The 21,783-nt window shown below is 69.6% G+C and carries 22 protein-coding genes and 1 tRNA gene; 7 read left to right on the plus strand and 16 right to left on the minus strand.

Translation table 11 applies throughout. The annotated features are described in order from the left end of the window. Positions 1–4: 4 nt before the first annotated feature. The 6 genes from pstA to RSP_RS06105 all read right to left on the minus strand — a co-directional run bounded on the left by pstA (position 5) and on the right by RSP_RS06105 (position 5,894). Positions 5–1,354 carry a phosphate ABC transporter permease PstA gene (gene pstA / locus RSP_RS06080; RefSeq protein ID WP_011337599.1) on the minus strand — a complete coding sequence of 450 codons (1,350 nt, stop codon included), beginning with the start codon at positions 1,352–1,354 and terminating at the stop codon, positions 5–7. Further along, positions 1,351–2,796 carry a phosphate ABC transporter permease subunit PstC gene (gene pstC, locus RSP_RS06085; protein WP_011337600.1) on the minus strand — a complete coding sequence of 482 codons (1,446 nt, stop codon included), beginning with the start codon at positions 2,794–2,796 and terminating at the stop codon, positions 1,351–1,353. Before pstC ends, pstA begins: the two co-directional genes overlap by 4 nt. A 58-nt stretch (positions 2,797–2,854) precedes the next feature. Then, positions 2,855–3,898 carry a substrate-binding domain-containing protein gene (locus tag RSP_RS06090; protein WP_011337601.1) on the minus strand — a complete coding sequence of 348 codons (1,044 nt, stop codon included), beginning with the start codon at positions 3,896–3,898 and terminating at the stop codon, positions 2,855–2,857. A gap of 375 nt (positions 3,899–4,273) precedes the next feature. Further along, complete coding sequence (locus RSP_RS06095; protein WP_011337602.1) at positions 4,274–4,963, minus strand: SOS response-associated peptidase; 690 nt, start codon at positions 4,961–4,963, stop codon at positions 4,274–4,276. A gap of 10 nt (positions 4,964–4,973) precedes the next feature. Continuing rightward, on the minus strand, positions 4,974–5,327 hold the full coding sequence (locus RSP_RS06100) for an ArsR/SmtB family transcription factor (protein ID WP_002719755.1): 354 nt from the start codon (positions 5,325–5,327) through the stop codon (positions 4,974–4,976). 66 nt (positions 5,328–5,393) lie between these two features. Next, positions 5,394–5,894 (minus strand): flavin reductase family protein, encoded by a 501-nt coding sequence (locus RSP_RS06105; RefSeq protein WP_002719756.1) that lies wholly within the window; start codon positions 5,892–5,894, stop codon positions 5,394–5,396. A gap of 235 nt (positions 5,895–6,129) precedes the next feature. On the opposite strand from RSP_RS06105, the gene RSP_RS06110 reads away from it, so the two are divergent. Then, positions 6,130–7,125, plus strand: coding sequence for a magnesium transporter CorA family protein (locus tag RSP_RS06110; protein WP_011337604.1), 996 nt, complete (start codon positions 6,130–6,132; stop codon positions 7,123–7,125). Between the two features lie 143 nt (positions 7,126–7,268). Here the strand turns inward: RSP_RS06110 and RSP_RS06115 are convergent, their stop codons facing one another. The 8 genes from RSP_RS06115 to RSP_RS06150 form a co-directional block, all read right to left on the minus strand. Then, complete coding sequence (locus RSP_RS06115; RefSeq protein WP_011337605.1) at positions 7,269–8,345, minus strand: 2'-deoxycytidine 5'-triphosphate deaminase; 1,077 nt, start codon at positions 8,343–8,345, stop codon at positions 7,269–7,271. A gap of 65 nt (positions 8,346–8,410) precedes the next feature. Further along, positions 8,411–8,488 (minus strand) — tRNA-Pro (locus tag RSP_RS06120). An 80-nt stretch (positions 8,489–8,568) separates the two neighbouring features. Beyond that, the gene (locus tag RSP_RS06125) at positions 8,569–9,414 is read right to left on the minus strand and encodes a MerR family transcriptional regulator (RefSeq protein WP_011337606.1); all 846 of its coding nucleotides are present in this window, start codon (positions 9,412–9,414) and stop codon (positions 8,569–8,571) included. 6 nt (positions 9,415–9,420) lie between these two features. Next, positions 9,421–9,723 carry an integration host factor subunit alpha gene (gene ihfA, locus RSP_RS06130; RefSeq protein ID WP_002719760.1) on the minus strand — a complete coding sequence of 101 codons (303 nt, stop codon included), beginning with the start codon at positions 9,721–9,723 and terminating at the stop codon, positions 9,421–9,423. A gap of 90 nt (positions 9,724–9,813) precedes the next feature. Continuing rightward, on the minus strand, positions 9,814–10,785 hold the full coding sequence (locus tag RSP_RS06135) for a beta-ketoacyl-ACP synthase III (RefSeq protein ID WP_011337607.1): 972 nt from the start codon (positions 10,783–10,785) through the stop codon (positions 9,814–9,816). Positions 10,786–10,791: 6 nt separating this feature from the next. Beyond that, on the minus strand, positions 10,792–11,904 hold the full coding sequence (gene plsX / locus RSP_RS06140) for a phosphate acyltransferase PlsX (protein WP_011337608.1): 1,113 nt from the start codon (positions 11,902–11,904) through the stop codon (positions 10,792–10,794). 25 nt (positions 11,905–11,929) lie between these two features. Next, on the minus strand, positions 11,930–12,136 hold the full coding sequence (gene rpmF / locus RSP_RS06145) for a 50S ribosomal protein L32 (protein WP_002719763.1): 207 nt from the start codon (positions 12,134–12,136) through the stop codon (positions 11,930–11,932). 177 nt (positions 12,137–12,313) lie between these two features. Next, the gene (locus tag RSP_RS06150; RefSeq protein ID WP_011337609.1) at positions 12,314–12,907 is read right to left on the minus strand and encodes a YceD family protein; all 594 of its coding nucleotides are present in this window, start codon (positions 12,905–12,907) and stop codon (positions 12,314–12,316) included. A gap of 221 nt (positions 12,908–13,128) precedes the next feature. Here RSP_RS06150 and RSP_RS06155 point away from each other — a divergent pair, with 221 nt between their 5' ends. Beyond that, positions 13,129–13,626 carry an outer membrane protein assembly factor BamE gene (locus RSP_RS06155; protein WP_011337610.1) on the plus strand — a complete coding sequence of 166 codons (498 nt, stop codon included), beginning with the start codon at positions 13,129–13,131 and terminating at the stop codon, positions 13,624–13,626. A 92-nt stretch (positions 13,627–13,718) separates the two neighbouring features. Here RSP_RS06155 and msrB read toward each other — a convergent pair whose 3' ends face one another. Continuing rightward, a complete protein-coding gene (gene msrB, locus RSP_RS06160; protein ID WP_011337611.1) occupies positions 13,719–14,123 on the minus strand; it encodes a peptide-methionine (R)-S-oxide reductase MsrB in 405 nt (134 codons plus the stop codon). Positions 14,124–14,229: 106 nt separating this feature from the next. Here msrB and RSP_RS06165 point away from each other — a divergent pair, with 106 nt between their 5' ends. Continuing rightward, positions 14,230–14,982 (plus strand): GNAT family N-acetyltransferase, encoded by a 753-nt coding sequence (locus tag RSP_RS06165; RefSeq protein ID WP_011337612.1) that lies wholly within the window; start codon positions 14,230–14,232, stop codon positions 14,980–14,982. 6 nt (positions 14,983–14,988) lie between these two features. Here RSP_RS06165 and mnmA read toward each other — a convergent pair whose 3' ends face one another. Next, positions 14,989–16,128, minus strand: a complete 1,140-nt coding sequence (mnmA, locus tag RSP_RS06170; RefSeq protein ID WP_011337613.1) for a tRNA 2-thiouridine(34) synthase MnmA — start codon at positions 16,126–16,128, stop codon at positions 14,989–14,991. Positions 16,129–16,251: 123 nt separating this feature from the next. Between mnmA and sciP the strand changes: the two genes are divergently transcribed. The 4 genes from sciP to recG all read left to right on the plus strand — a co-directional run bounded on the left by sciP (position 16,252) and on the right by recG (position 21,631). Then, the gene (gene sciP, locus RSP_RS06175) at positions 16,252–16,530 is read left to right on the plus strand and encodes a CtrA inhibitor SciP (protein ID WP_002719769.1); all 279 of its coding nucleotides are present in this window, start codon (positions 16,252–16,254) and stop codon (positions 16,528–16,530) included. A gap of 95 nt (positions 16,531–16,625) precedes the next feature. Then, on the plus strand, positions 16,626–17,339 hold the full coding sequence (gene ctrA, locus RSP_RS06180) for a response regulator transcription factor CtrA (RefSeq protein ID WP_002719770.1): 714 nt from the start codon (positions 16,626–16,628) through the stop codon (positions 17,337–17,339). A gap of 93 nt (positions 17,340–17,432) precedes the next feature. Then, entirely contained in the window at positions 17,433–19,547 is a 2,115-nt protein-coding gene (gene ligA, locus RSP_RS06185; RefSeq protein ID WP_011337614.1) for an NAD-dependent DNA ligase LigA, read from the plus strand. Continuing rightward, the gene (gene recG, locus RSP_RS06190; protein ID WP_011337615.1) at positions 19,544–21,631 is read left to right on the plus strand and encodes an ATP-dependent DNA helicase RecG; all 2,088 of its coding nucleotides are present in this window, start codon (positions 19,544–19,546) and stop codon (positions 21,629–21,631) included. Before ligA ends, recG begins: the two co-directional genes overlap by 4 nt. Positions 21,632–21,783: the final 152 nt, after the last annotated feature.

Genomic DNA, 21,783 nt, shown 5'->3' on the forward strand with positions numbered 1-21,783 from the left:
CTCCTTACCAGCGGCGCTCGAAGCGGCGGCGAAGAATGATGGCAGCGGCGTTCATGCAGATGAGGAACGCGAGCAGCACGATGATGGCCCCCGAGGCCCGCTCGACGAAGGCGGGATCGGCGCGCTGGGTGAAGTTGTAGACCTGCACCGGCAGGGCCGAGGCGGGGTCGAAGAAGCCCTCGGGCGGGGCGGCCGGATATTCGCGGACGAAGGCCACCATGCCGATCAGCAGGAGCGGCGCGGTCTCGCCCAGGGCGCGGGCCATGCCGATGATCGTGCCGGTGAGGATGCCGGGCAGGGCCAGCGGCAGCACATGGTGGAAGACGGCCTGCATCCGCGAGGCGCCGACGCCGAGGGCCGCGTCGCGGATCGAGGGCGGCACCGCGGCGAGGCTGACCCGGGTGGCGATGATGATGGTGGGCAGCGTCATCAGCGTGAGGATCAGGCCGCCCACGATGGGGGCCGACTGCGGCAGGCCCATCATGTTGATGAAGATGGCGAGGCCCAGGATCCCGAAGACGATGGAGGGGACGGCGGCGAGGTTCGCGATATTCACCTCGATCAGGTCGGTCCAGCGGTTCTTCGGCGCGAATTCCTCGAGATAGATCGAGGCGGCGACGCCGATGGGCAGGGCCAGGACCAGCACGATGATCATCATGTAGGCGGAGCCGAGGATGGCCACGCCCAGCCCCGCGGCCTCGGGGCGCACTTCGGAGGCGTCGGCGCCCAGAAGGAAGTCGGGGTTGAAGGCCAGCGTGATGAGGCCCGCCTCGCGCATCCTCTGGGCGAGGCCCAGCTGCTCGGGCGTCACGTTGCTGTCGAGCTTCGCGCTCTCCATCGTCACGCGACCCTTGAAGAAGCCGTCCACCCGGCCGTTGGCGAGCGCCCGGAAGGTGATGGTCTCGCCCACCAGCGCGGTGTCGGCCAGCACGCGATTGCGCAGGGTGGCCGCGGCTTCCTTGGACAGGAGGCCCGCGATGTCCTTGTCGCTGATCCCTTCGGTCTTGAGGCCCGCGGCGGCGACGGCCGCCACCATCGAGGCTTCGAGCTGCCGGCCGTAGCCGATAGTCGTGACCTTCTTCATCTCGTCGATGTTGCGGTTGCCCTTCGGGTCCACGATCTTCGCGTCGAGCGTCAGCGGGATCTCGATGAAGGTCTGGCGGAAGGCGCCGGCGCCGTTGCCGATCACCGAGCTCAGGAGCACGACGAGGGCGAGGATCGAGAGGCCGACCGCGGTGAGCCCGTAGGCGCGGAAGCGGCGTTCGGCGGCATTGCGGCGGCGGGTGCGGCTGTCGGGGGCAAAGAGCGTGCCCGCGCGCGGGGCCCGGCCCTCGGGGGCGGAGGCGTCGGTCATTCGTACTGCTCCCGGTATTTGCGCACGATGTAGAGGGCGAGGACGTTCAGCACCAGCGTGATGACGAAGAGCGTGAGACCCAGCGCGAAGGCCACCAGCGTCTCGGGCGAGGCGAATTCGGTGTCGCCGGTGAGCTGGCTCACGATCTTCACCGTCACGGTGGTCATGGCCTCGAACGGGTTCATCGAGAGCTTGGCCGCGGCGCCCGCGCCGAGGACCACGATCATGGTCTCGCCGATGGCGCGGCTCGCGCCGAGGAGGATCGCGCCCACGATGCCGGGCAGCGCCGCGGGCAGGATCACCTGCTTCACGGTCTCGGACTGCGTGGCGCCGAGCCCGTAGGAGCCGTCGCGCAGCGATTGCGGCACGGCGTTGATGATGTCGTCGGACAGGGACGAGATGAAGGGGATCAGCATGATCCCCATCACGAGGCCTGCCGTCATCACCGAGGAGGAGGAGGAGCCGAGCCCGAGCGGCTGGGCGAACCAGTCGCGCAGCGCGGGGCCCACGGTGATGAGGGCGAAGAGGCCGTAGACGATGGTGGGGATGCCCGCGAGGATCTCGATGGCGGGCTTGGCCCAGCCCCGCGTGCGCGGCCCGGCATATTCCGACAGGTAGATCGCGGTCAGAAGCCCGATCGGCACCGCCACCACGAGGGCGATGATCGAGATGTAGATCGTGCCCCACAGGAGCGGCCAGATGCTGAGGTCGGACCCGCCGCGGAACTGCGGGTTCCAGGTCAGGCTGAAGAAGAAGTCCTGCGCCGGATAGAGGCGGAAGAAGTGCATCGTCTCGAAGACGAGCGAGAGCACGATGCCCACGGTCGTCGCCACCGCCACCAGCGAGGCCGCGATCAGGAGCCACATGATGAAGCGCTCGGAGACGTTGCGGGCGCGGAAGTCGGGCGTCGTGCGCAGGAGGGCCGCGGCGAGGCCGCCGAGGCTCGCGCCGAGCACGAGGACCGACATCCAGAGGCCGAAGCTCGCCTGAAGCGCGCGATGGGTCCGGGCGGCGTTGAGTGTTTCGGGCGTGACGTCGGCCACGGCCGCGCCGACCGCACGCAGACGCGGCGCGAGCCCTTCGGGCGTGAGCGCCGCCAGATCGCGATCCGAGAGATCCTCGGCCACCGCGAGCCGGTCGAGGCCCACCGAGATGCGCCGCACCTCGGCCATGGCGAGGCTCGCGGTCGTGGCGTCGTCGGTGGCGGGCAGGAGGCTCGCCACCCGCTGCTCGACCACGAGCGGTTGCACGGCAAGCCACAGCACCAGCAGCGCCAGCGCTGGGACGGCGGTCAGCAGCGCCGCATGCTGGCCGTAGTGGCCGGGCAGGGAATGCAGCCGGCGCGGATCCCCGCCCGCGCGGGCGAGCGCGAGACGACGGCCGGCCACGAAGGCTGCGGCGGAGAGGATCAGGACGGCCAGAACGAGGGTGCCGAGGCTCATGCTATGTCCGGTCAAGGGAAGGAGGCGGCGCGAGGAGCCTCGCGCCGCCGGGGGAGGGTCAGTTGCTCAGCGGGCCCATCGGCACGCGGTTCGCGACCATTTCCTGCGTCTTGGCCAGCTCGGGATCCGAGACGAGGCCGTAGGCCGCGAGCGGGCCGTCGGGGCCGGCCATCTCGTCGGAGACGAAGAACTCGATATATTCCTGCAGGCCCGGGATCACGTCGAGATGGGCGTTCTTGACGTAGAAGAAGAGCGGGCGCGACACCGGGTAGTCGCCGGCGGCAATGGTCTCGACCGAGGGGCTGACGCCCGACATGGTGGCAACCTTCAGCTTGTCGGTGTTGTTCTGGTAGAACGACAGGCCGAACACGCCGATGGCGTTCTTGTTGGCGCTGATGCGCGAGAGCGTCTCGGTATAGTCGCCGTCGATGTCGACCGAGGCACCGTCGGTGCGCAGCGTCATGCAGAGCTCTTCGGCCTTGTCCTCGTCGCCGCCGTTCGCGGCCGCGAAGGCCTCCATGGCGCCGCTTTCCTCGCAGCCGGCGAGGACCACCTTCTCGTCGAACACTTCACGGGTGCCGTGCTTGGTGCCCGGGATGAAGGCGAGGATCGGCTGGTCGGAGAAGTCGCCGTTCACGTCCTTCCAGCTCTTGTTCGGGTTGGCCACGAGCTTGCCGTCGACCACCACCTGCGCCGCGAGCGCCTTGAACCAGTCGGCCGGCGTGAAGGCGAAGTCGGGGCCCTGGATGTCCGAGGCGAAGACGATCCCGTCGTAGCCGATGCGCACTTCCATGATCTCGTTCACGCCGTTCTGGGCGCAGAGGTCGATGTCGGACTGCTTGATGCGCGAGGAGGAGTTGGCGATGTCGATGGTGTTCTCGCCCACGCCTTCGCAGAGTTTCTTGCGCCCCGCGCCCGAGCCGCCGGATTCGACGACCGGCGTCGGGTAGTCGAAGTTCTCGCCGAAGGCCTCGGCCACGATGGTGGCATAGGGCAGCACGGTCGAGGAGCCGGCGCTCTGGATGTTGTCGCGGGCAGCGGCGATGCCTGCGGAGGCGGCGACCACGGCCAGCGACGACACCGTGAGCTTGAGAAGGGACATGGGGTACTCCTGTCGGTTGGGACGGCCGCGCCGGGCGACCTCGGGGCCGTCCTAGACCTCCTGCGAGTCGGGTTTATTGCAGTTCGGTGACAGTTTTGTAACGGAGGCCGGCGGGGGCGCCGCGAAGCCTGGGCAAGACTGATGCGCCTGAGGGTGGATGCGAGGGACACACGGAGCCTGCTGCCGTGCAGGAGAGCGTCCCGGCCATCGGCATTGTCGCACCTCCTCGGTCGCGACCCGCCATCGACAGTGCCGTGGCCTTCGGCACGCTCGGCACCTCCTCGGCACTCGCCGTTGTGCGGAACAGCGTCTTCCCCGGCATTGGCATCGGTCGACCGCCGGCTGCCCGCCGCGTCGGCCGGGTGCAGCGCCGGGTCAGAGGGAGAAGAGATCCGGCGCCACGGGCTCGATCGGCTCGATGAGATCGGGACCCTCGTTGCGGATCGAGTTGACCGTCCGGGCGACCTCGTGCCAGCCCAGAGCCTCCATCGGCAGGCGCGGCAGCGCCTCGACCGGGCAGCCGCCGAGCCAGTCGGCGGCCGCCTCGAGGCCCATCATCACCGGCATCCGGTCGTGCACCTGCGCCAGCGCACCGCGCACGGGCTCTGTCAGGACGGCGCAGGTCGGACCCTCGTACTCGGGCAGGCGCACGCGGCTTTCGAGCCCCGCCATGAGGAGGGCCGGTGCATTGCCCGAGGGGCGGATGTAGTGGGGATATTTCACCCCGCCGCGCACCTGCCACTCGTAATAGCCCGAGGCCAGCACGAGGCAGCGTCCGCCGCGATAGGCCGCGCGGAAGCTGGGCGCGGTCGCCACGCTCTCGATGCGCGCATTGATGGTGGTGGCCTTCCAGTCCTTCAGGCTGCCGCGGTGAAAGGCGGGGATCAGCCCCCAGCGGGCGAGATCGCCCTGAAGACCCAAGGGCCCCTGCCGCACGATGGGAATCATCGCCGTGGGCGGCACGTTGTAGCGGGTCTCGATCTCGGTCGCACCGGGCGCGAGCCCCTGCATCCAGCCGGCAAGCTGCGCCCAGGTCAGCTCCTTGTGGGCCATGCGTCCGCACATGGCCTCTGCCTCAGGGCCGGCAGAACATGTCGTAGAGCAGCACCATGGCGCGGCTCACCTTGGGATCGGCGATGGAATACCAGATCGTCTTGCCCTCGCGCCGGGCCGACACCAGCCCCTCCTGCCGGAGCCGCGCGAGCTGCTGGCTGACGGCCGCCTGCCGCGAGGCGAGGAGCGACTCGAGCTCGGTCACCGATCGCTCGCCGTTCGAGAGATGGCAGAGGATCATCAGACGCCCCTCGTGCGAGAGCGCCTTGAGAAAGCCCGCGGCCGCCTGCGCCTGCATCACCATCTGCTCGGGAGGCACGGGTGCCGCCTCGTCAGCATCCAGTTGCGGGTCGTGCAGGTCGAAGGACATGGGCATGGAACTCCTCATCGGGAGCACATGTAGCATGGCGGACGGCCCGTGGCGAGATGCCGCAAGGTGAGGTCAGCTCTCGGGGAGGAAGCGCCCGAACCGGCCCTGCGAAAAGAGGAGCGGCGCGCCCGGACGCAGGGTCGCCCGCAGCACCGAGCCCAGCACGATGGCATGGTCGCCGCCCTCGTGCAGGGCGGCCTGCCGGCAGTCGAACCGGGCGAGGGGCGCGGGCAGGAGGGGCACGCCCTCGGCATTCGAGCGATAGCTCAGGCCCTCGAAGCCTGCGCCGCCGCGGGTGAAACGCGCGGCGAGATCGCCCTGATCGGCATCGAGCACATGGATCGCATAATGCGCGGCATTGGCGAAGAGGTCGAACCGGCTGGAGGACCGGGCCGGAGACCAGAGCACCAGCGGCGGGTCGAGCGAGACCGAGGCGAAGCTGTTGGCGGTCATGCCGGCCGGCCCGTCGTCGGTCAGCACCGTCACCACGGTCACGCCCGTCGCGAACCGGCCGAGCGCGTCGCGGAAGGCGCGCGCATCGGCGTCGGGGGCGAAGAGGATCTCCTCGGTCATCCGGGCTCTCCTTCGGGCAGGCCCCGGCGGGCGGGCCGCGGGCAGCTGGTCTCGTTCCGCCTGCGCGACCGGAAGGCGCTCGGGCGGGCTTTCCGTCTCACGATCCGCGCCGATGTGCAATGCGTCGGAAGCGTCGGTGCGGGAGGAGAGGCGCGGAACGGCCCCGGTTCCCGTGCGATCCGCCCTTGTCGCGCCGGATGGCTGCGCTAAGCCAGAGCTGTCAGCCGGAGGTGCCATGCTGTTTGCCTATCAGAGAAACGGGGCCAAGTTGCGCCGCCTGCCGCCCGCGTCGGAACCGGAGGCCGAGGCCTGCCTCGCCTCGGCCCTCTGGATCGACCTCTACAAGCCGCTTCCAGGTCAGGTCGAGGCTGTCCGGCAGCTGGGGGTCGAGGTGCCGACGCTGGCCGACATGGAGGAGATCGAGGTCTCGAGCCGCCTCTACCGCGAGGAGGGGCTCGATTACATGACGGTGGTGCTGCCGGGCCAGACCGAGCTGAAGGAGCAGATTTCCGCGCCCGTCTGTTTCGTGCTCTCGCCCGAGCGCCTGGTGACGGTGCGCCATCATGTGCCGCGCCCCTTCGAGACCTATCCCGAGCGCGCCGACAAGGTGGGCCTCGGCTGCGCCCGCCCCGAGCAGGTGTTTCTGGGGCTGATCGAGGAGATCGTGGGGCGGCTCGCGGATCTGATGGAAGGATCTGGGCGGAGCCTCGACACGGTCTCGCGCGCGATCTTCCAGCCGCCGGTGGCCACGCGCTCTCATGGCGCGCCGGCGCCCGAGCGGCTGCAGGAGCTGCTGGAACAGGTCGGGCGCGAGGGCGAGCGGCTGGCCCACATCCGCCTCGCGCTCCTGACGCTGGAGCGGGCGCTCGGCTTCTTCGCCCAGACCGTGCCCGACCGGATCGAGCAGGAGGGGCTGAAGCCCGCGATCAAGAGCCTGCAGCGCGACATCGCGGCGATGGAGGTCCATGCCGATTTCGTCTCGCAGCGGGTGGCGCTGGCGACGGACGCCACGCTGGGCATGATCAACCTCGCGCAGAACGCGACCGTGAAGATCGTGTCCGTGGTGGCGGTGCTGTTCCTGCCGCCGACGCTGGTCGCAAGCATCTACGGCATGAACTTCGCCCACATGCCCGAACTGGAGCGGCCCTGGGGCTATCCCGGCGCGCTCGGGCTGATGCTGGCCTCCGCCGCCGGTGCCTGGGCCTATTTCAAATGGAAGAAGTGGCTGTGAGCGGCCGCCCGGCGCCGTCTGCATAGCCGTCCGTCGAGGGAAAGGCCCGGAGGGCGGCTGGCCGCAAGGCCGGACCGAAGCGGCGGCGCCGGGCAGGGCGCAGCCCCTGCGGCGTCCGTCCGGCAGCGGGGCCTTCCGCGCGGTCAGCCGGCCCGGAAATGTTTCGCGAGCTTCAGCCCCTGGCCCTGATAGTTCGAGGCGATGCCCGCGCCATAGAGCATGTCCGGGCGCTCCTCCATCCGCTCGTAGACGAGGCGGCCCACGACCTGCCCATGTTCGAGCGCGAAGGGCGCCTCGTGGCAGCGCACTTCCAGAACCCCGCGCGAGCCCGTGCCGCCGGCCTGCGCATGGCCGAAGCCCGGATCGAAGAAGCCCGCGTAATGGACGCGAAATTCGCCCACCATGGCGAGGTAGGGCGCCATCTCGGCGGCATGATCGGGCGGAATCGTCACCGCCTCGCGGCTGACGAGAATGTAGAAGGCGCCGGGATCGAGGATGATGCGCCCGTCGCGCGCGCGCACCTCCTCCCAGAAGTCCGAGGCCGGATAGTGGCCGATTCGGTCGAGATCGATCAGGCCGGTGTGCGGCTTGGCGCGGTAGCCCACGAGATCCCCCTCGACGGGGCGCAGATCGACCGAGAAGCCGAGCCCGCCCGAGATCACCGGCGTGCCGTCGACGAGCGGCTCGCGCCCGTGAAGGTCGGCGAGCTCCGCATCCGACAGCGTGGCCTCGCCCGCCCGGAAGCGGATCTGGTTCAGCCGCATCCCGGGGCGGACGAGGACCGAGAAGCTGCGCGGGCAGACCTCGGCATAGAGCGGGCCATGGTAGCCGTCGCGGATCCGGTCGAACTCGGTGCCACCGTCGGCGATGGTGCGGGTGAGCAGGTCGAGCCGCCCGGTGGAACTCTTGGCGTTGGCCACGGCCGAGACGCCCGGCGGCAGGGCAAGGCTCTCCATCAGCGGGATGACATAGACGCAGCCCTTCTCGAGCACGGCGCCCTGGGTCAGATCCACCCGGTGCATCTCGAATTCGGCGAGGCGATCTTTCACCGAGCGGCCGGCGCCCGCGAGAAACGAGGCGCGCACGCGATAGGCCACGCGGCCGAGCCGCAGATCGAGGCTCGCGGGCTGGATCTGTCCGGCGATCGGGGGAATGTCGGCGGCAATGGCGCCCGAGGCGATCAGCGACCGGATCCGTTGCGATGCGAGAACTCCGGCCATCCCTCTCTCCTCGACAGGCTTTCAGAAGCAAAGAAGCCCGCCTCGACAGAGGCGGGCTTCTTTGTTGGTCGGGCCGGCGAGATTCGAACTCGCGACCTTCCGCCCCCCAGACGGACGCGCTAACCAGGCTGCGCCACGGCCCGACAGGCGGGATACATAACGAGATTTGCCGCGGGAGCAAGCGGGAAACGCACCGGATCTCCCGCCTTATTCCGCACCCCCGTCACGCCTGCCGAAGCCGGTCGCGCAAGGCCAGCAGGCGTTCGCGCAAGGCCAGCACCTCGGCCCGCTGCGCGTGAAGACAGCCCGCAGGAAGCGCCCTGAGCCGCGCGGGACGCCATGTCACCGCCGCGTCCCCGTCCGAATCAACCGAGGCGCCGTCCGATTCGGCCTCCGGCTCGCAGGGCAGGGTGGCCTCCGGGGAGGGGCGCTTTGCCTCGGGCTTCGGCGGCAGGGGGGCCGTGCTGCGACGCAGCCGTGCCGGAACCTCGCCGGGATCGCGACGCGCGACGAGCGGCTCGGGCGGGGACCAGGCAAAGGGGGCCGCGGGTTCGATCTCGGTGACAGGCGTCTGCGGCGGATCGGCCGGGGCCTCTTCCGGTGGCTCGTCCGCGCCCTTGGTCGGCACGGGCTCGGGATCGGAGAGAGCGGACGCGGCATGCGCGGCCGCGGCGCGGCGCAGGGTCTCTGCCCGCTGCGGCTCGCGCGCGAAGGGCACGACCTCGCCGCGCGGCTCTTCCTCGACCGCGGCGAAGGGCGCCTCGTCCAGGGCAGGATCGTCGGCGCCGGGATCCTGTCCGCCGAGGCCCGCCACATGGCGCACGCCCTGCTCGCGCAGGATCTTCTGCACGCCGCGGATGGTCATGCCCTCGTCATGGAGCAGGCGGCGGATGCCGGCGAGCAATGCCACGTCGGAGGGCCGGTAGTAGCGCCGCCCGCCCGCCCGCTTGACCGGCCGGATCTGCGGGAAGCGGCTCTCCCAGAAGCGCAGCACATGGGCCGGCGTCTGCAGGATGTCGGCGACCTCGCTGATCGTGCGGAAGGCTTCAGCCGATTTTTCCATCCGCATGTCCGATCAGTTCTTGCCGCCGGCGGCGACACGCTCCTTCATCAGATGCGAGGGGCGGAAGGTGAGGACCCGGCGGGGCGAGATCGGTACCTCGTCGCCCGTCTTGGGGTTGCGGCCGATCCGGGCCGACTTGTCGCGCACCGTGAAGGTGCCGAAGGAGGAGATCTTCACCGTCTCGCCCGAGGCCAGCGCGTCCGACACATGCTGAAGCACGGATTCCACCAGCTGCGCGGATTCGTTGCGAGACAGGCCCACCTCGCGAAACACCGCTTCGCTCAGATCCATGCGCGTCAAGGTCTTGTCGCTCATCACATTCCCCACCCAAGGTTTCGCCACAGGATGAGGTATGAAGGATTCCGAGTCAATATCAACGGCTTGGAGCGGGCCGTTGAGACAGGTCTACCAGCGGAGGACCACCGAGCCCCAGGCGAGCCCGCCGCCGATCGCTTCGGTGACCAGAAGGTCGCCTTCCTTGATCTGCCCGCGTGCCTTGCCGACCGAGAGGGCCAGGGGAATCGAGGCGGCCGAGGTATTGCCGTGATCCTGCACCGTCAGGATCACGCGGTCCATCGGAACCTGCATCCGCTGGGCGGTGGCCGAGATGATGCGCAGGTTGGCCTGATGCGGCACGATCCAGTCGACATCGCCGGCGCCGAGGCCCGCCTTCTCCAGTGCCGTATGCGCTGTTTCTGCAAGCTTCTCAACGGCATGGCGGAAAACCTCGCGTCCCTGCATCCGCAGGTGGCCCGTGGTGCCGGTCGAGGAGCCGCCATCGACATAGAGCAGGTCCTTGAAGCGGCCGTCCGAATGCAGGTCGGTCGCAAGGATGCCGCGGTCGGCGGAGGTGCCGGCGCTCTCGGTGCCCTCGAGCACCACCGCGCCCGCGCCATCGCCGAAGAGCACGCAGGTGGCCCGGTCGTTCCAGTCCATCAGGCGGCTGAAGGTCTCGGCCCCGATCACGAGCACGCGCTGCGCCTGACCCGAGCGGATCAGCGCATCGGCATTGGCCAGCGCATAGACGAAGCCCGCGCAGACCGCCTGCACGTCGAAGGCGAAGCCGCGGGTCATGCCCAAGGCCGCCTGCACCATGGTGGCGGCGGAGGGGAAGGTGAGATCGGCCGTGGAGGTGGCGACGATCAGCGTGTCGATGTCGTCCGGCTGAAGCCCCGCGTCCTCGAGCGCTGCACGCGCCGCGCGGGCGGCGAGGTCGGAGGTCGTCTGTCCCTCCGCCGCGAAATGCCGCCGTTCGATGCCCGACCGGGTGCGGATCCATTCGTCGGTCGTCTCGACGATCGCCTCGAGTTCGGAGTTCGGGACGACACGGTCGGGCAGATAGTGCCCGACGCCCCTCACCACGGCGCGTATTGTCATTCAGCTCTACCGTTTCTCAGATCTGCCGGGGGCGGCCATCTCGTCCGGGGCATCCTGCCCCGCCCGTCCGGCGGATGCAAGCCGTGCCGCCAGCCGCTCGTGGAAGCCCGATTGCGCGAGCCGGGCCGCCAGCGCGATGGCCGCGGCGACCCCCGTGCCATCGGCGGAGCCGTGCGATTTCACCACGGTTCCGTTCAGCCCGAGAAAGACGCCGCCGTTCACGCGGCGCGGATCGATGCGCTTCTGCAGCCGCTTGAGGGAGCCCAGCGCCAGAACCGCCGCCATCTTCGACAGGATGTTCGCGCCGAACGCCTCGCGGAGGAAATCCGAGATGAGCTTGGCCGTGCCTTCGCCCGTCTTCAGCGCGACATTGCCGGTGAAGCCGTCGGTGACGATCACGTCGCAGCGGCGGCCGGGGATGTCGCCGCCCTCGATGAAGCCCACGAATTCGTAGGCGCCGGCGGCGGCATTGGCCGAGATCAGATCCTGGGCCACCTTGAGTTCGGCGCGGCCCTTGTGCTCCTCGGTGCCCACATTCAGCAGGCCCACGCGGGGACGCTCGAGGCTGAGACCGTTGCGGGCATAGGAGGCGCCCATCAGGGCATATTGCGCAAGATCCTCGGCGTCGGCCTTGATGTCGGCGCCGACGTCCAGCATCACGTTGAAGCCGCCGGGATTGCGCGAGGGCCACATGCAGGCGATGGCCGGCCGGTTGACGCCGGGCAGCTTGCGCAGCCGGATCATCGAGACTGCCATCAGTGCGCCCGTGTTGCCGCAGGAGACCGCGACGGTCGCCTCGCCCGCGCGGACGCTCTCGATGCAGGACCACATGGAGGTGCCTTCGCCATGGCGCATGACCTGGCTCGGCTTGTCGTTCATCGTGACCACGCGCGGAGCGTGGCGGATCTCGCAGCGACCCTTGAGGTCCTTGCGCTTGGCGATCATCGGGCCAAGATGGGCCTCGTCACCATGGACGATGAAATAGGCGCCGGGGATGGCGGAGGCGGATTCAGCGAGGCCGGCCACAACAGCGGCCGGACCCCGGTCTCCGCCCATCGCATCGACGGATATGACTATGCGTCCTGCGCCCGTCGCCTGGAATGCGGTTTCGCTTGCCATGCGTTGGGGGGAGGTCAGGCGCGGCTTACGCCGCGTCCTCGTCCAGATCGGTTTCCGCCGTCACCGCCACCACTTCGCGCGAGTCATAGTGACCGCAGGCGCCGCAGACGTGGTGCGGGCGCTTCAGTTCGCCGCAGTTCGGGCACTCGGCCGGATTGGAAGCGACGAGCGCGTCGTGCGAGCGACGCATGTTGCGCCGGGAACGGGTGACTCGGTTCTGAGGGACAGCCATGTCTCAACCTCGTGTTACGGAGGGGCCAGGCCCCTGTTTTGCCTTGGGGATTCGCGCGCTTCCCCAAGGGGCGGGCGCTTGTGATCCGCGTGTCGAACGAGGCGCGGAACATAGTGGGATTCTGGCCCGGCGCAAGCCCCTTTCTCTCGGGGCGTGGCGCATGGGCCGCGGGCTTGGTCAGCCGTCGCCCTCGGCGCCGCCCGCGGGCTCGTCGCCGCCCATCCGGCGGCGGAGCTCGGCCAGGCTCGCGAAGGGTTTCAGGTCGGTGTCCGAGAGCGGGGCCGCCCCGGGGGGCGCGAACGTCGCGGCGTCGAGCTCGGCCCCCGGCGCGCGGGGGTAGAGCGGCAGCGCGAGCGCGAGGGCCTCGACCGCGACGGCGCCGGCATCGATCACCTCGGGCAGGGGTTCGCTGTCGTCCTCGGGGATCTCGACCTCCTCGCCCTCGGGGACGGTGTAATTGGCGAGGTAATGCCGGCTCACCGCCTCGTCGATCCGCGTCGTGACGGGGGCCAGCGTGACCGAGCAGGGCTGCACCACGGTGGCCGCGAGCCGCCCCTCGAGTTCGAAGTCGCGCTTGCCCATCGGGCGGATCTCGCCCTTGAAGCTCATGCCGCGCACGGCGCTGATGCCGAGCAGGGCCGCCACCAGCCCCTGGACCTCGGCGTCGGGCTCGATGCGGAAGCGGGTGGGGCGGTTGGCGGAGAGGGCGGCCACCCGGAACGGGCAGGAGACGGGCAGATCGGCACTCGAGGCTTGGACGGGTTCCGGCATGACGCGGTTTCTTTCCGGTTTTCGGGCGGTTGCGGGCGCCTTGTCCGCGCCGCGGGCCGCCGGTGGGGGCGCAGGCGGCGGGGCTGCCGGGGCGCAGGGTGCCGGTCCTCGTTCCTTCCTTGAACAGAGGCCGGACCTTCTGTAAGCCGGTGGCTGAGCCGCAGACGGTCCATCGTCGCGTTCGGGATACGGGGCTTCGCCCCGCAAGGCAAGGGGTCGTCATGGCGCGGGAAGTCAGGATCGGAGCAGCGCAAAACCGGCGGGGCCTGCGCAGGTTGGCGCTGGGACTGTCGCTTGCCGTCGTGGTGGCCGCCTGCCAGCCGATCTACCGCAATCACGGTTATGTGCCGACCGAGATCGACCTGCAGCGGATCGAGGTCGGCCGCGACACCCGCGACAGCGTGGCCGAGATCGTGGGCCGGCCGTCGGCCTCGACGCTTCTGAACGACAGCGGCTGGTATTATGTGCAGAGCCGCTACCGCCATTACGGCGCGCGCGAGCCGCAGGAGGTGGACCGTCAGGTGGTGGCGATCACCTTCAACCCGACGGGCACCGTGCGCAACATCGAGCGGTTCGGTCTCGAGAAGGGGCAGATCGTGCCGCTGTCGCGCCGAGTGACCGACACGACGATCGAGGGCACGGGCTTCCTGCGCCAGCTGTTCGGCAACATCGGCGCGCTGCGGACGCAGGACATGATCAACGACAACGGCATCCGCTGAGCCGCTGGGCCGGACGGAGCCGGGGGCTTCGCGCCCCCGGACCCCCGCGGGATATTTGAGCCAGAATGAAGGGCGCGCCGGCGGAGGGCGGCCTAGCCCTTCGGCTCGAAGGTCATGGCCACGCCGTTCATGCAGTAACGCAGGCCCGTCGGCTGCGGGCCGTCCGGAAAGACGTGGCCCAGATGCGCCTCGCAGCGCGCACAATGCACCTCGGTGCGGCGCATGAAGAAGCTGCGGTCCACGCTGGTCTCGACCGCTTCGGGATCGATCGGAGCCCAGAAGCTGGGCCAGCCGGTGCCGCTCTCGAACTTCTGCGCCTGATCGAACAGGGGCGCGCCGCAGCCCACGCAGCGGAAGACGCCAGGCTCCTTCGGGAAATCGTCGTGGGTGCCGGCCCGCTCGGTGCCGTGCTTGCGCGTCACCTTGTAGGCGAGCTCGGAAAGCTCGGCCCTCCATTCCGCATCGCTCTTCACCACCTTCTCGCGCTCGTCGGTCATGTTCGTCTCCCGCTGCTGGCGCGGCCCCTTGACCGCTTGCGCCCTTCGGCGGCGCGGCTCATATCTAGGCGCGCCGTTCCGCTGCGCAAGTCACGAGGAGGTGTCGATGCTCGCGCTCAGCAGGGGCCGCTATCTGGCGCGGCCGGCCGCGGGCCTAGAGGATCTGCGCCGGGCGCAGGAGCTTCGCTGGCTGGCCTTCCATGCGCGCCGCGCGGGAAGCGGGGCCTCCGGGCTGGACGCCGACCGGTTCGACGGGGCCTGCAGCCACATGCTGATCGAGGAGGCGGAGAGCGGGGCGCTGGTCGGCTGCTTCCGCTTCCTGACCTTCGCCAGCGGGCGCGAGATCGGCCGCAGCTATTCGGCGCAGTTCTACGAGCTGTCGGCGCTGGAGGGCTTCGCGGGGCCAATGGTCGAGATGGGGCGCTTCTGCATCCATCCCGATCGGCGCGATCCGGACATCCTGCGCGTGGCCTGGGGGGCGCTGACGCAGCATGTGGACCGGGCCGGGATCGAGATGCTCTTCGGCTGCTCCTCGTTCCATGGTACCGAGCCCGAGGCCTATCTCGACACGTTCGCCATGCTGAAGGAGCGCCATCTTGCGCCGCCGCGCTGGTTGCCGCGGGTGAAGGCCGCCTCGGTCTACCGCTTCGCCCAGCGCCTCGCACGGCGCGAGCCGGATGCGCGGCGCGCCATGCTGCAGATGCCGCCCCTCCTGCGGACCTATCTGATGATGGGAGGATGGGTGTCCGATCACGCGGTGGTGGACCGCGAAATGGACACGCTCCATGTCTTCACCGGGCTCGAGATCGGCGCCATTCCCGCGCGCCGCGCGCGCGCCCTGCGCGCCGTGGCGGGCTGAGGCAGGTCAGCGGGCGCCGCGCCAGATCCAGCCGCCGCCCAGAATGCGGCTGTCGCCCGGCGCGTAAAAGACGCAGGCCTGACCCGGCGAGACGCCGTCCTCGGGGGCGATCAGTTCCACCTCGGCCTCGGTGTCCGACAGCGGGCGGATCACCGCCTCGCGCGGGGCCCGGGTGGAGCGCACCTTGGCCATCACCTGCCATTCGGAGCGGGAGGTGAGCGGGGCATCGCCCAGCCAGTTGATCTCGCGCACCGGGACGATCCGGGTCGAGAGCGCCTCCTTCGGGCCCACGATCACCTGACGCCGCTCGGGATCGAGCCGCACCACATAGAGCGGATCGCCGAGGCCGCCGATGCCGAGGCCGCGTCTCTGGCCGATCGTGTAGTGGATGACGCCACGATGTTCGCCGAGCACCCGGCCGGAGAGATCCACGATCTCGCCCGGGTCGGCCGCGCCGGGGCGCAGCTTCTGGATCACCTCGGCATAGTTGCCGTTCGGCACGAAGCAGATGTCCTGGCTGTCGGGCTTGTCGGCCACGGGCAATCCGTGCCGCGCGGCCAGCGCGCGGGTCTCGGCCTTCGAGGCGAGATGGCCGAGCGGGAAGCGCAGGAAGGCCAGCTGCTCGGGCGTGGTCGAGAAGAGGAAATAGCTCTGGTCGCGCGCGGGGTCGGCCGCGCTGTGCAGCTCGGGCCCCGCCGGGCCCATCTTGCGCTGGATATAGTGGCCCGTCGCCATGCAGTCGGCGTCGAGATCCTTCGCCGTCTGCAGCAGGTCCTTGAACTTCACCCGTTCGTTGCAGCGGATGCAGGGCACGGGCGTGGCCCCGGCCAGATAGGCGTCGGCGAATTCGTCGATCACCGCCTCGCGGAAGGTGTTCTCGTAATCGAGCACATAATGGGGAAAGCCCATCGTCTCGGCCACGCGCCGCGCGTCATGGATGTCGCGCCCGGCGCAGCAGGCGCCCTTCTTGGCCAGCGCCGCGCCATGGTCGTAGAGCTGGAGCGTGACGCCCACCACATCGTAGCCCTCGGCGGCGAGCTCGGCCGCCACCACGGAACTGTCGACGCCGCCCGACATGGCCACCACCACGCGGGTGACGGCGGGGGGCTTGGCGAAACCCAGCGAATTGAGCGGATGGTCGAGCATGGCTGCGCGCCTTCGGATCGGTGAAGCGCGCAATATAAGAAAATGCAGCGCAGTCTCAACCCCTCGTTTCACCGATGATTAAGGCCGCTCCGTCAGCCTTTCCGCCTGATGGAGGGATGAGGGATGTATCTCAAGCGCGTTGATGGTCCGCGGCAGGTGACGCTGCCGGACGGGACCGTTCTGAGCCGGGCCGACCTGCCGCCGCTCGACACACGGCGCTGGGTTGCAAGCCGCAAGGCAGCCGTCGTGAAGGCGGTGATCCACGGGCTCATCACCGAGCGCGAGGCGCTGGACCGCTACAGCCTGTCCGAAGAGGAATTCGCCCTGTGGCGGTCGGCGGTGGCCGCGCACGGCGAGAAGGCGCTGAAGGTCACGATGATCCAGAAATATCGGCAACTTTAGATTGTATTCAGCTTCGCCTATGCGAGAGTAACTCATGATTAACCATTGGGCATCATTGTAGTTAATACCTAGGGTGGCGATGCGGAGCGCGAGTGATGAGAATACTGCTGGTGGAGGATGATCCGACCACGTCCCGCAGCATCGAATTGATGCTGACTCATGCGAACCTGAACGTCTATTGCACCGATCTCGGCGAGGACGGGATCGATCTGGCCAAGCTCTACGATTACGATCTCATCCTGCTGGATCTCAACCTGCCCGACATGAGCGGGCACGAGGTCCTGCGCCAGCTCCGCCTTGCGCGGGTGGACACGCCCATCCTGATCCTGTCCGGCGCCGACGATACCGAGAACAAGATCAAGGGCTTCGGCTTCGGCGCCGACGATTACATGACCAAGCCCTTCCACCGCGAGGAGCTGGTCGCCCGCATTCATGCCATCATCCGCCGCTCGAAGGGCCATGCCCAGTCCGTGATCCGGACGGGTAAGATCCTCGTTAATCTCGATGCGAAGACCGTCGAGGTCGAGGGTAAGCCCGTGCATCTGACGGGCAAGGAATATCAGATGCTGGAGCTGCTCTCGCTGCGCAAGGGCACGACGCTCACGAAGGAGATGTTTCTTAATCACCTTTACGGAGGCATGGACGAGCCCGAACTCAAGATCATCGATGTGTTCATCTGCAAGCTGCGCAAGAAGCTGGCCGAGGCCACGGGGGGCGAGAGCTACATCGAGACGGTCTGGGGCCGGGGCTATGTCCTGCGCGATCCGGTGACGACCGAGACCGACCGGCGGTTCGCCATCGGCGCCTGACCGGCCTGCCCGGGCGCGGCCTCCGGGACAGGCGGGCTGGACGAGGCTCGGGCGGTTGCCTAAAGCTGCGGAGGGCGCAGGCGGGGGACCCTCATGCAGGACGAGAGGCCGGTGGATCAACTGACCGAGGCGGAAGCCGCGGCCGAGCTTGCACGGCTGGCAGAGGCGATCGAGGCTGCGAATACCGCCTACCACACCCACGACGCGCCGCAGATCAGCGACGCGGACTATGACGCGCTCAAGGTGCGCAACCGGGCCATCGAGGAGCAGTTCCCGGAGCTCCGCCGGAGCGACAGCCCGAGCGACCGGGTGGGCGGGGCGCTGGCCGAAGGATTTGCGAAGGTTCGCCACGATGTGCGGATGCTCTCGCTCGAGAATGCGTTCGACCTTGCCGAGGTCGAGGACTGGATCGAGCGGATCCGGCGTTATCTCGGCCATGTGGGCGACCTTCTGTTCACGGCCGAACCGAAGATCGACGGGCTCTCGCTGTCTCTCCGCTACGAGAAGGGGCGTCTCGTGCAGGCGGCGACCCGCGGCGACGGCGAGACCGGCGAGAATGTGACCGAGAACGCCCGCACCATCGCGGACCTGCCCACCGAGCTCGACGGCGCGCCGGACCTGCTCGAGGTGCGCGGCGAGGTCTACATGAGCCACGAGGATTTCGCGGCGCTGAATGGCCGGCAGGAGGCCGCGGGCCAGCGCCTCTTCGCCAACCCGAGGAATGCGGCCGCGGGCTCGCTCCGCCAGCTCGATCCGGCTGTCACCGCCTCGCGCCCGCTGCGCTTCTTCGCCTATGCCTGGGGCGCCCATTCCGAGCCGCTGGCCGCCACGCAGCACGAGGCCATCGCCCGTCTGGCCGCTTTGGGCTTTGCCACGAACCCGCTCACCCGCCTTTGCACGGGGCCCGAGGAGCTTCTGGCGCAACATGCCCAGATCGAGCGGCAGCGTGCGGCGCTGGGCTATGACATCGACGGTGTGGTCTACAAGGTCGACGATCTGGCGCTGCAGCGGCGGCTGGGCTTTCGGGCCTCGACGCCGCGCTGGGCCATCGCGCACAAGTTCGCAGCCCAGCTCGCCTGGACCCAGCTCGAGGGGATCGACATTCAGGTCGGCCGCACCGGCGCCCTGTCGCCTGTGGCGCGCCTCAAGCCGGTGACGGTGGGCGGGGTCGTGGTGGCCAATGCCACGCTCCACAACGAGGATTACATCGCCGGCCGCGATTCGAAGGGGCAGGAGATCCGCGGCGGCAAGGACATCCGCGTGGGCGACTGGGTGCAGGTCTACCGTGCGGGCGACGTGATCCCCAAGGTGGCCGATGTCGATCTCGACCGCCGCCCCGAGGGGGCTGCGCCCTACCGCTTTCCCGAGACCTGCCCCGAGTGCGGCTCCGAAGCCATCCGCGAGCCGGGCGATTCGGTGCGCCGCTGCACCGGCGGCCTGATCTGCCCGGCCCAGCAGGTCGAGCGGCTGAAGCATTTCGTCTCGCGCGCGGCCTTCGATATCGAGGGGCTCGGCGCAAAGCAGGTCGAGGCGCTCTGGCGCGACGGCTGGATCCGCCAGCCCGCCGACATCTTCGAGCTGCCGAACCGCTACCGCGACGGGATGCAACGGCTCGAGAATCGGGAGGGCTGGGGGCGGAAATCGGCCGAGAATCTCTTCGCGGCCATCGAGGCGCGGCGGCGCATCGCGCTCCACCGGCTGATCTTCGCGCTGGGCATCCGCCATGTGGGCGAAACCACGGCCACGCTTCTGGCCACCCACTACGGCTCCTGGGCCGCTTTCGAGGCCGCGATGACCCGCGCCGAGGTGGGCGCGGGGCCCGAGTGGCAGGACCTTCTCTCCATCGACGGCGTGGGGGCGGTGCTTGCCACATCGCTCGTCACCGCCTTCCATCAGGAGGCCGAGCGGGCGGCGGTCGACGCGCTTGCGGCCCATCTGACCGTCGAGGATGCCGAGGTGCGCGCCCCGGTCGCGAGCCCCGTCGCGGGCAAGATCGTGGTCTTCACCGGCACGCTCGAGAAGATGTCGCGCGCCGAGGCCAAGGCGCGGGCCGAGGCGCTGGGGGCGAAAGTGTCCGGCTCGGTTTCGGCCAGGACCGATCTCGTGGTGGCGGGGCCGGGGGCGGGATCCAAGGCCAAGCAGGCCGCGGCGCTCGGCATCGAGACGATCGACGAGGACGGTTGGCTGCGCCTGATCGGGGACGCATGAGCCGGCCGGAGATCCTCTTTCCGCTCTTCGCCGATCTGGAGACGCTGGAGGGGGTAGGCCCCAAATCCGCCAAGGCCTTCGCGGGGCTGGGCGTGACCCGGCCGAAGGACCTTCTGTTCCTGCTGCCGCATTCCGCGGTGGATCGTAGCCGCCGGTCCTCGATCCGCGATGTCCTGCCGCCGGTGACGGCCACGGTCGAGGTGACGGTTGGCGCCCATTACCCGTCGCGGCGCAAGGGCGGTCCCTACCGCATCGCCGTACGGGATGCCGAGGCCGAGTTCACGCTCGTCTTCTTCCACGCCCGCGGCGACTATCTGATGAAGCTCCTGCCGCCGGGCGAGCAGCGGATCGTGTCGGGCCGGATCGAGGTCTTCGACGGCATGGCGCAGATGGTCCATCCCGATCATGTGCTGCCGCCCGAAGAGGCCGCGGCCTTGCCCGCCTGCGAGCCTGTCTATCCGTTGACGGCGGGGCTCACGCAGAAGCTGGTGGCGAAGGCGGCGTCGGCGGCGCTCCTGCGGCTGCCGGAGCTGGCCGAATGGATCGATCCGGGCCTCAAGGCGCGCGAGGGCTGGCCCGACTGGGCCGCGGCGGTGCGGGCGGCCCATGCGCCTGAGGCCCCCGCGGAGGTCACGCCCACCGCCGCCGCGCGGCGCCGCCTCGCCTATGACGAGCTCTTCGCCCATCAGCTGACCCTCACGCTCGCCCGGGCCTCGCGCCGCCGCGGCAGGGGCGTGGCCTCGGTCGGCACGGGCGCGCTGCAGCGGCGCGTGCTGGAGAGCCTGCCCTTCGCGCCCACCGCGGCCCAGACCCGGGCCGTGGCCGAAATCGCGGCCGACATGGCGGCGCCGCAGCGGATGAACCGGCTCCTGCAGGGCGACGTGGGGGCGGGCAAGACGCTGGTGGCCTTCCTCGCCCTCGCCATCGCCGTCGAGGCGGGCGGGCAGGGCGTGATGATGGCGCCGACCGAGATCCTCGCGCGGCAGCATCTGGCGAGTCTCGCGCCGATGGCCGAGGCGGCGGGCATCCGGCTCGCGCTCCTCACCGGTCGCGACAAGGGCGCCGAGCGGGCGGCCAAGCTCGCGGCGCTTGCCGCGGGCGAGATCGGCGTGCTGGTCGGCACCCATGCGGTCTTCCAGAAGGACGTGATCTTCCACGATCTGCGGCTCGCCATCGTCGACGAGCAGCACCGGTTCGGCGTGGCGCAACGGATGGAACTCGGCGCCAAGGGGGCCGCGGCCGACGTGCTGGTGATGACCGCGACGCCCATTCCCCGCAGCCTCGCGCTCGCCAGTTACGGAGACATGGATGTCTCGGTCCTGGACGAGAAGCCGCCCGGGCGGACGCCGGTCAAGACCGCGCTCGTCTCCTGCGAGCGCATCGACGAGGTGGTCGCGAGCCTCGCCCATGCGGTGGCGGAAGGGCGGCAGGCCTACTGGGTCTGCCCGCTCGTCGAGGACAGCGAGGCGGTGGACTATGCCTCGGCCGAGGCCCGCTTCCAGCATCTGCGCGCGGCTCTGGGCGAGGGCACCGTGGGGCTCGTCCATGGCCAGATGCCGCCGGCCGAGAAGGATGCGGCCATGGCGCGGTTCGTGGCGGGCGAGACGCGGGTGCTGGTCGCCACCACGGTGATCGAGGTGGGGGTGAACGTGCCCAATGCCTCGATCATGGTGATCGAGCGCGCCGAGATCTTCGGGCTGGCCCAGCTCCACCAGCTGCGCGGCCGGGTGGGGCGCGGGGCGGCGCAATCGACCTGCCTTCTCCTCTATCAGGCGCCTCTGGCCGAGAGCGGCCAGCGCCGCCTCACCATCCTGCGCGAGACCGAGGACGGCTTCCGCATCGCCGAGGAGGATCTGGCGATCCGCGGCGCGGGCGACCTGATCGGCACGGCTCAATCCGGCCTGCCGCGCTTCCGCATTGCCGATCTCGAGCGGCAGTCGGCGCTGATGGAGGTGGCGCAGTCGGATGCGCGGAAGCTCCTTCACGACGATCCGACGCTCGCCTCGCCCCGCGGAGAGGCGGCGCGGCTTCTGCTCTGGCTCCTCGATCAGGACCGCGCGATCCGTCTGCTGTCCGTCGGGTAAGCGGCCCTTCTGACCGTCGCCTTCACGAGCCCTGCCTGCACCCCCCGGTGAGGGTCGCTGCCTGCGGGCTGTTCGGCCTTTCTCACCCCCTGCGCCCAGCGGTGCTTGAACGGCTCAGGTCGACGACCGTTCCTGAGTTCCTGCTGTCCCCA

It is taken from the genome of Cereibacter sphaeroides 2.4.1 (assembly GCF_000012905.2).
In the GTDB taxonomy this organism is placed as follows: Bacteria; Pseudomonadota; Alphaproteobacteria; order Rhodobacterales; family Rhodobacteraceae; genus Cereibacter_A; species Cereibacter_A sphaeroides.

Excerpts from the sequence above, each read along its gene's own strand:
- ligA (WP_011337614.1), top strand. The coding sequence starts at position 17,433 with ATGCAGGACGAGAGGCCGGTGGATCAACTGACCGAGGCGGAAGCCGCG.
- RSP_RS06155 (WP_011337610.1), top strand. The coding sequence starts at position 13,129 with ATGGCGCGGGAAGTCAGGATCGGAGCAGCGCAAAACCGGCGGGGCCTG.
- RSP_RS06135 (WP_011337607.1), bottom strand. The coding sequence starts at position 10,785 with ATGACAATACGCGCCGTGGTGAGGGGCGTCGGGCACTATCTGCCCGAC.
- RSP_RS06095 (WP_011337602.1), bottom strand. The coding sequence starts at position 4,963 with ATGTGCGGACGCATGGCCCACAAGGAGCTGACCTGGGCGCAGCTTGCC.
- RSP_RS06090 (WP_011337601.1), bottom strand. The coding sequence starts at position 3,898 with ATGTCCCTTCTCAAGCTCACGGTGTCGTCGCTGGCCGTGGTCGCCGCC.
- mnmA (WP_011337613.1), bottom strand. The coding sequence starts at position 16,128 with ATGCTCGACCATCCGCTCAATTCGCTGGGTTTCGCCAAGCCCCCCGCC.
- msrB (WP_011337611.1), bottom strand. The coding sequence starts at position 14,123 with ATGACCGACGAGCGCGAGAAGGTGGTGAAGAGCGATGCGGAATGGAGG.
- RSP_RS06125 (WP_011337606.1), bottom strand. The coding sequence starts at position 9,414 with ATGCGGATGGAAAAATCGGCTGAAGCCTTCCGCACGATCAGCGAGGTC.
- rpmF (WP_002719763.1), bottom strand. The coding sequence starts at position 12,136 with ATGGCTGTCCCTCAGAACCGAGTCACCCGTTCCCGGCGCAACATGCGT.
- ihfA (WP_002719760.1), bottom strand. The coding sequence starts at position 9,723 with ATGAGCGACAAGACCTTGACGCGCATGGATCTGAGCGAAGCGGTGTTT.
- ctrA (WP_002719770.1), top strand. The coding sequence starts at position 16,626 with ATGAGAATACTGCTGGTGGAGGATGATCCGACCACGTCCCGCAGCATC.
- recG (WP_011337615.1), top strand. The coding sequence starts at position 19,544 with ATGAGCCGGCCGGAGATCCTCTTTCCGCTCTTCGCCGATCTGGAGACG.
- RSP_RS06100 (WP_002719755.1), bottom strand. The coding sequence starts at position 5,327 with ATGCCCATGTCCTTCGACCTGCACGACCCGCAACTGGATGCTGACGAG.
- pstA (WP_011337599.1), bottom strand. The coding sequence starts at position 1,354 with ATGACCGACGCCTCCGCCCCCGAGGGCCGGGCCCCGCGCGCGGGCACG.
- pstC (WP_011337600.1), bottom strand. The coding sequence starts at position 2,796 with ATGAGCCTCGGCACCCTCGTTCTGGCCGTCCTGATCCTCTCCGCCGCA.
- RSP_RS06150 (WP_011337609.1), bottom strand. The coding sequence starts at position 12,907 with ATGCCGGAACCCGTCCAAGCCTCGAGTGCCGATCTGCCCGTCTCCTGC.
- RSP_RS06165 (WP_011337612.1), top strand. The coding sequence starts at position 14,230 with ATGCTCGCGCTCAGCAGGGGCCGCTATCTGGCGCGGCCGGCCGCGGGC.
- plsX (WP_011337608.1), bottom strand. The coding sequence starts at position 11,904 with ATGGCAAGCGAAACCGCATTCCAGGCGACGGGCGCAGGACGCATAGTC.
- RSP_RS06115 (WP_011337605.1), bottom strand. The coding sequence starts at position 8,345 with ATGGCCGGAGTTCTCGCATCGCAACGGATCCGGTCGCTGATCGCCTCG.
- sciP (WP_002719769.1), top strand. The coding sequence starts at position 16,252 with ATGTATCTCAAGCGCGTTGATGGTCCGCGGCAGGTGACGCTGCCGGAC.
- RSP_RS06105 (WP_002719756.1), bottom strand. The coding sequence starts at position 5,894 with ATGACCGAGGAGATCCTCTTCGCCCCCGACGCCGATGCGCGCGCCTTC.
- RSP_RS06110 (WP_011337604.1), top strand. The coding sequence starts at position 6,130 with ATGCTGTTTGCCTATCAGAGAAACGGGGCCAAGTTGCGCCGCCTGCCG.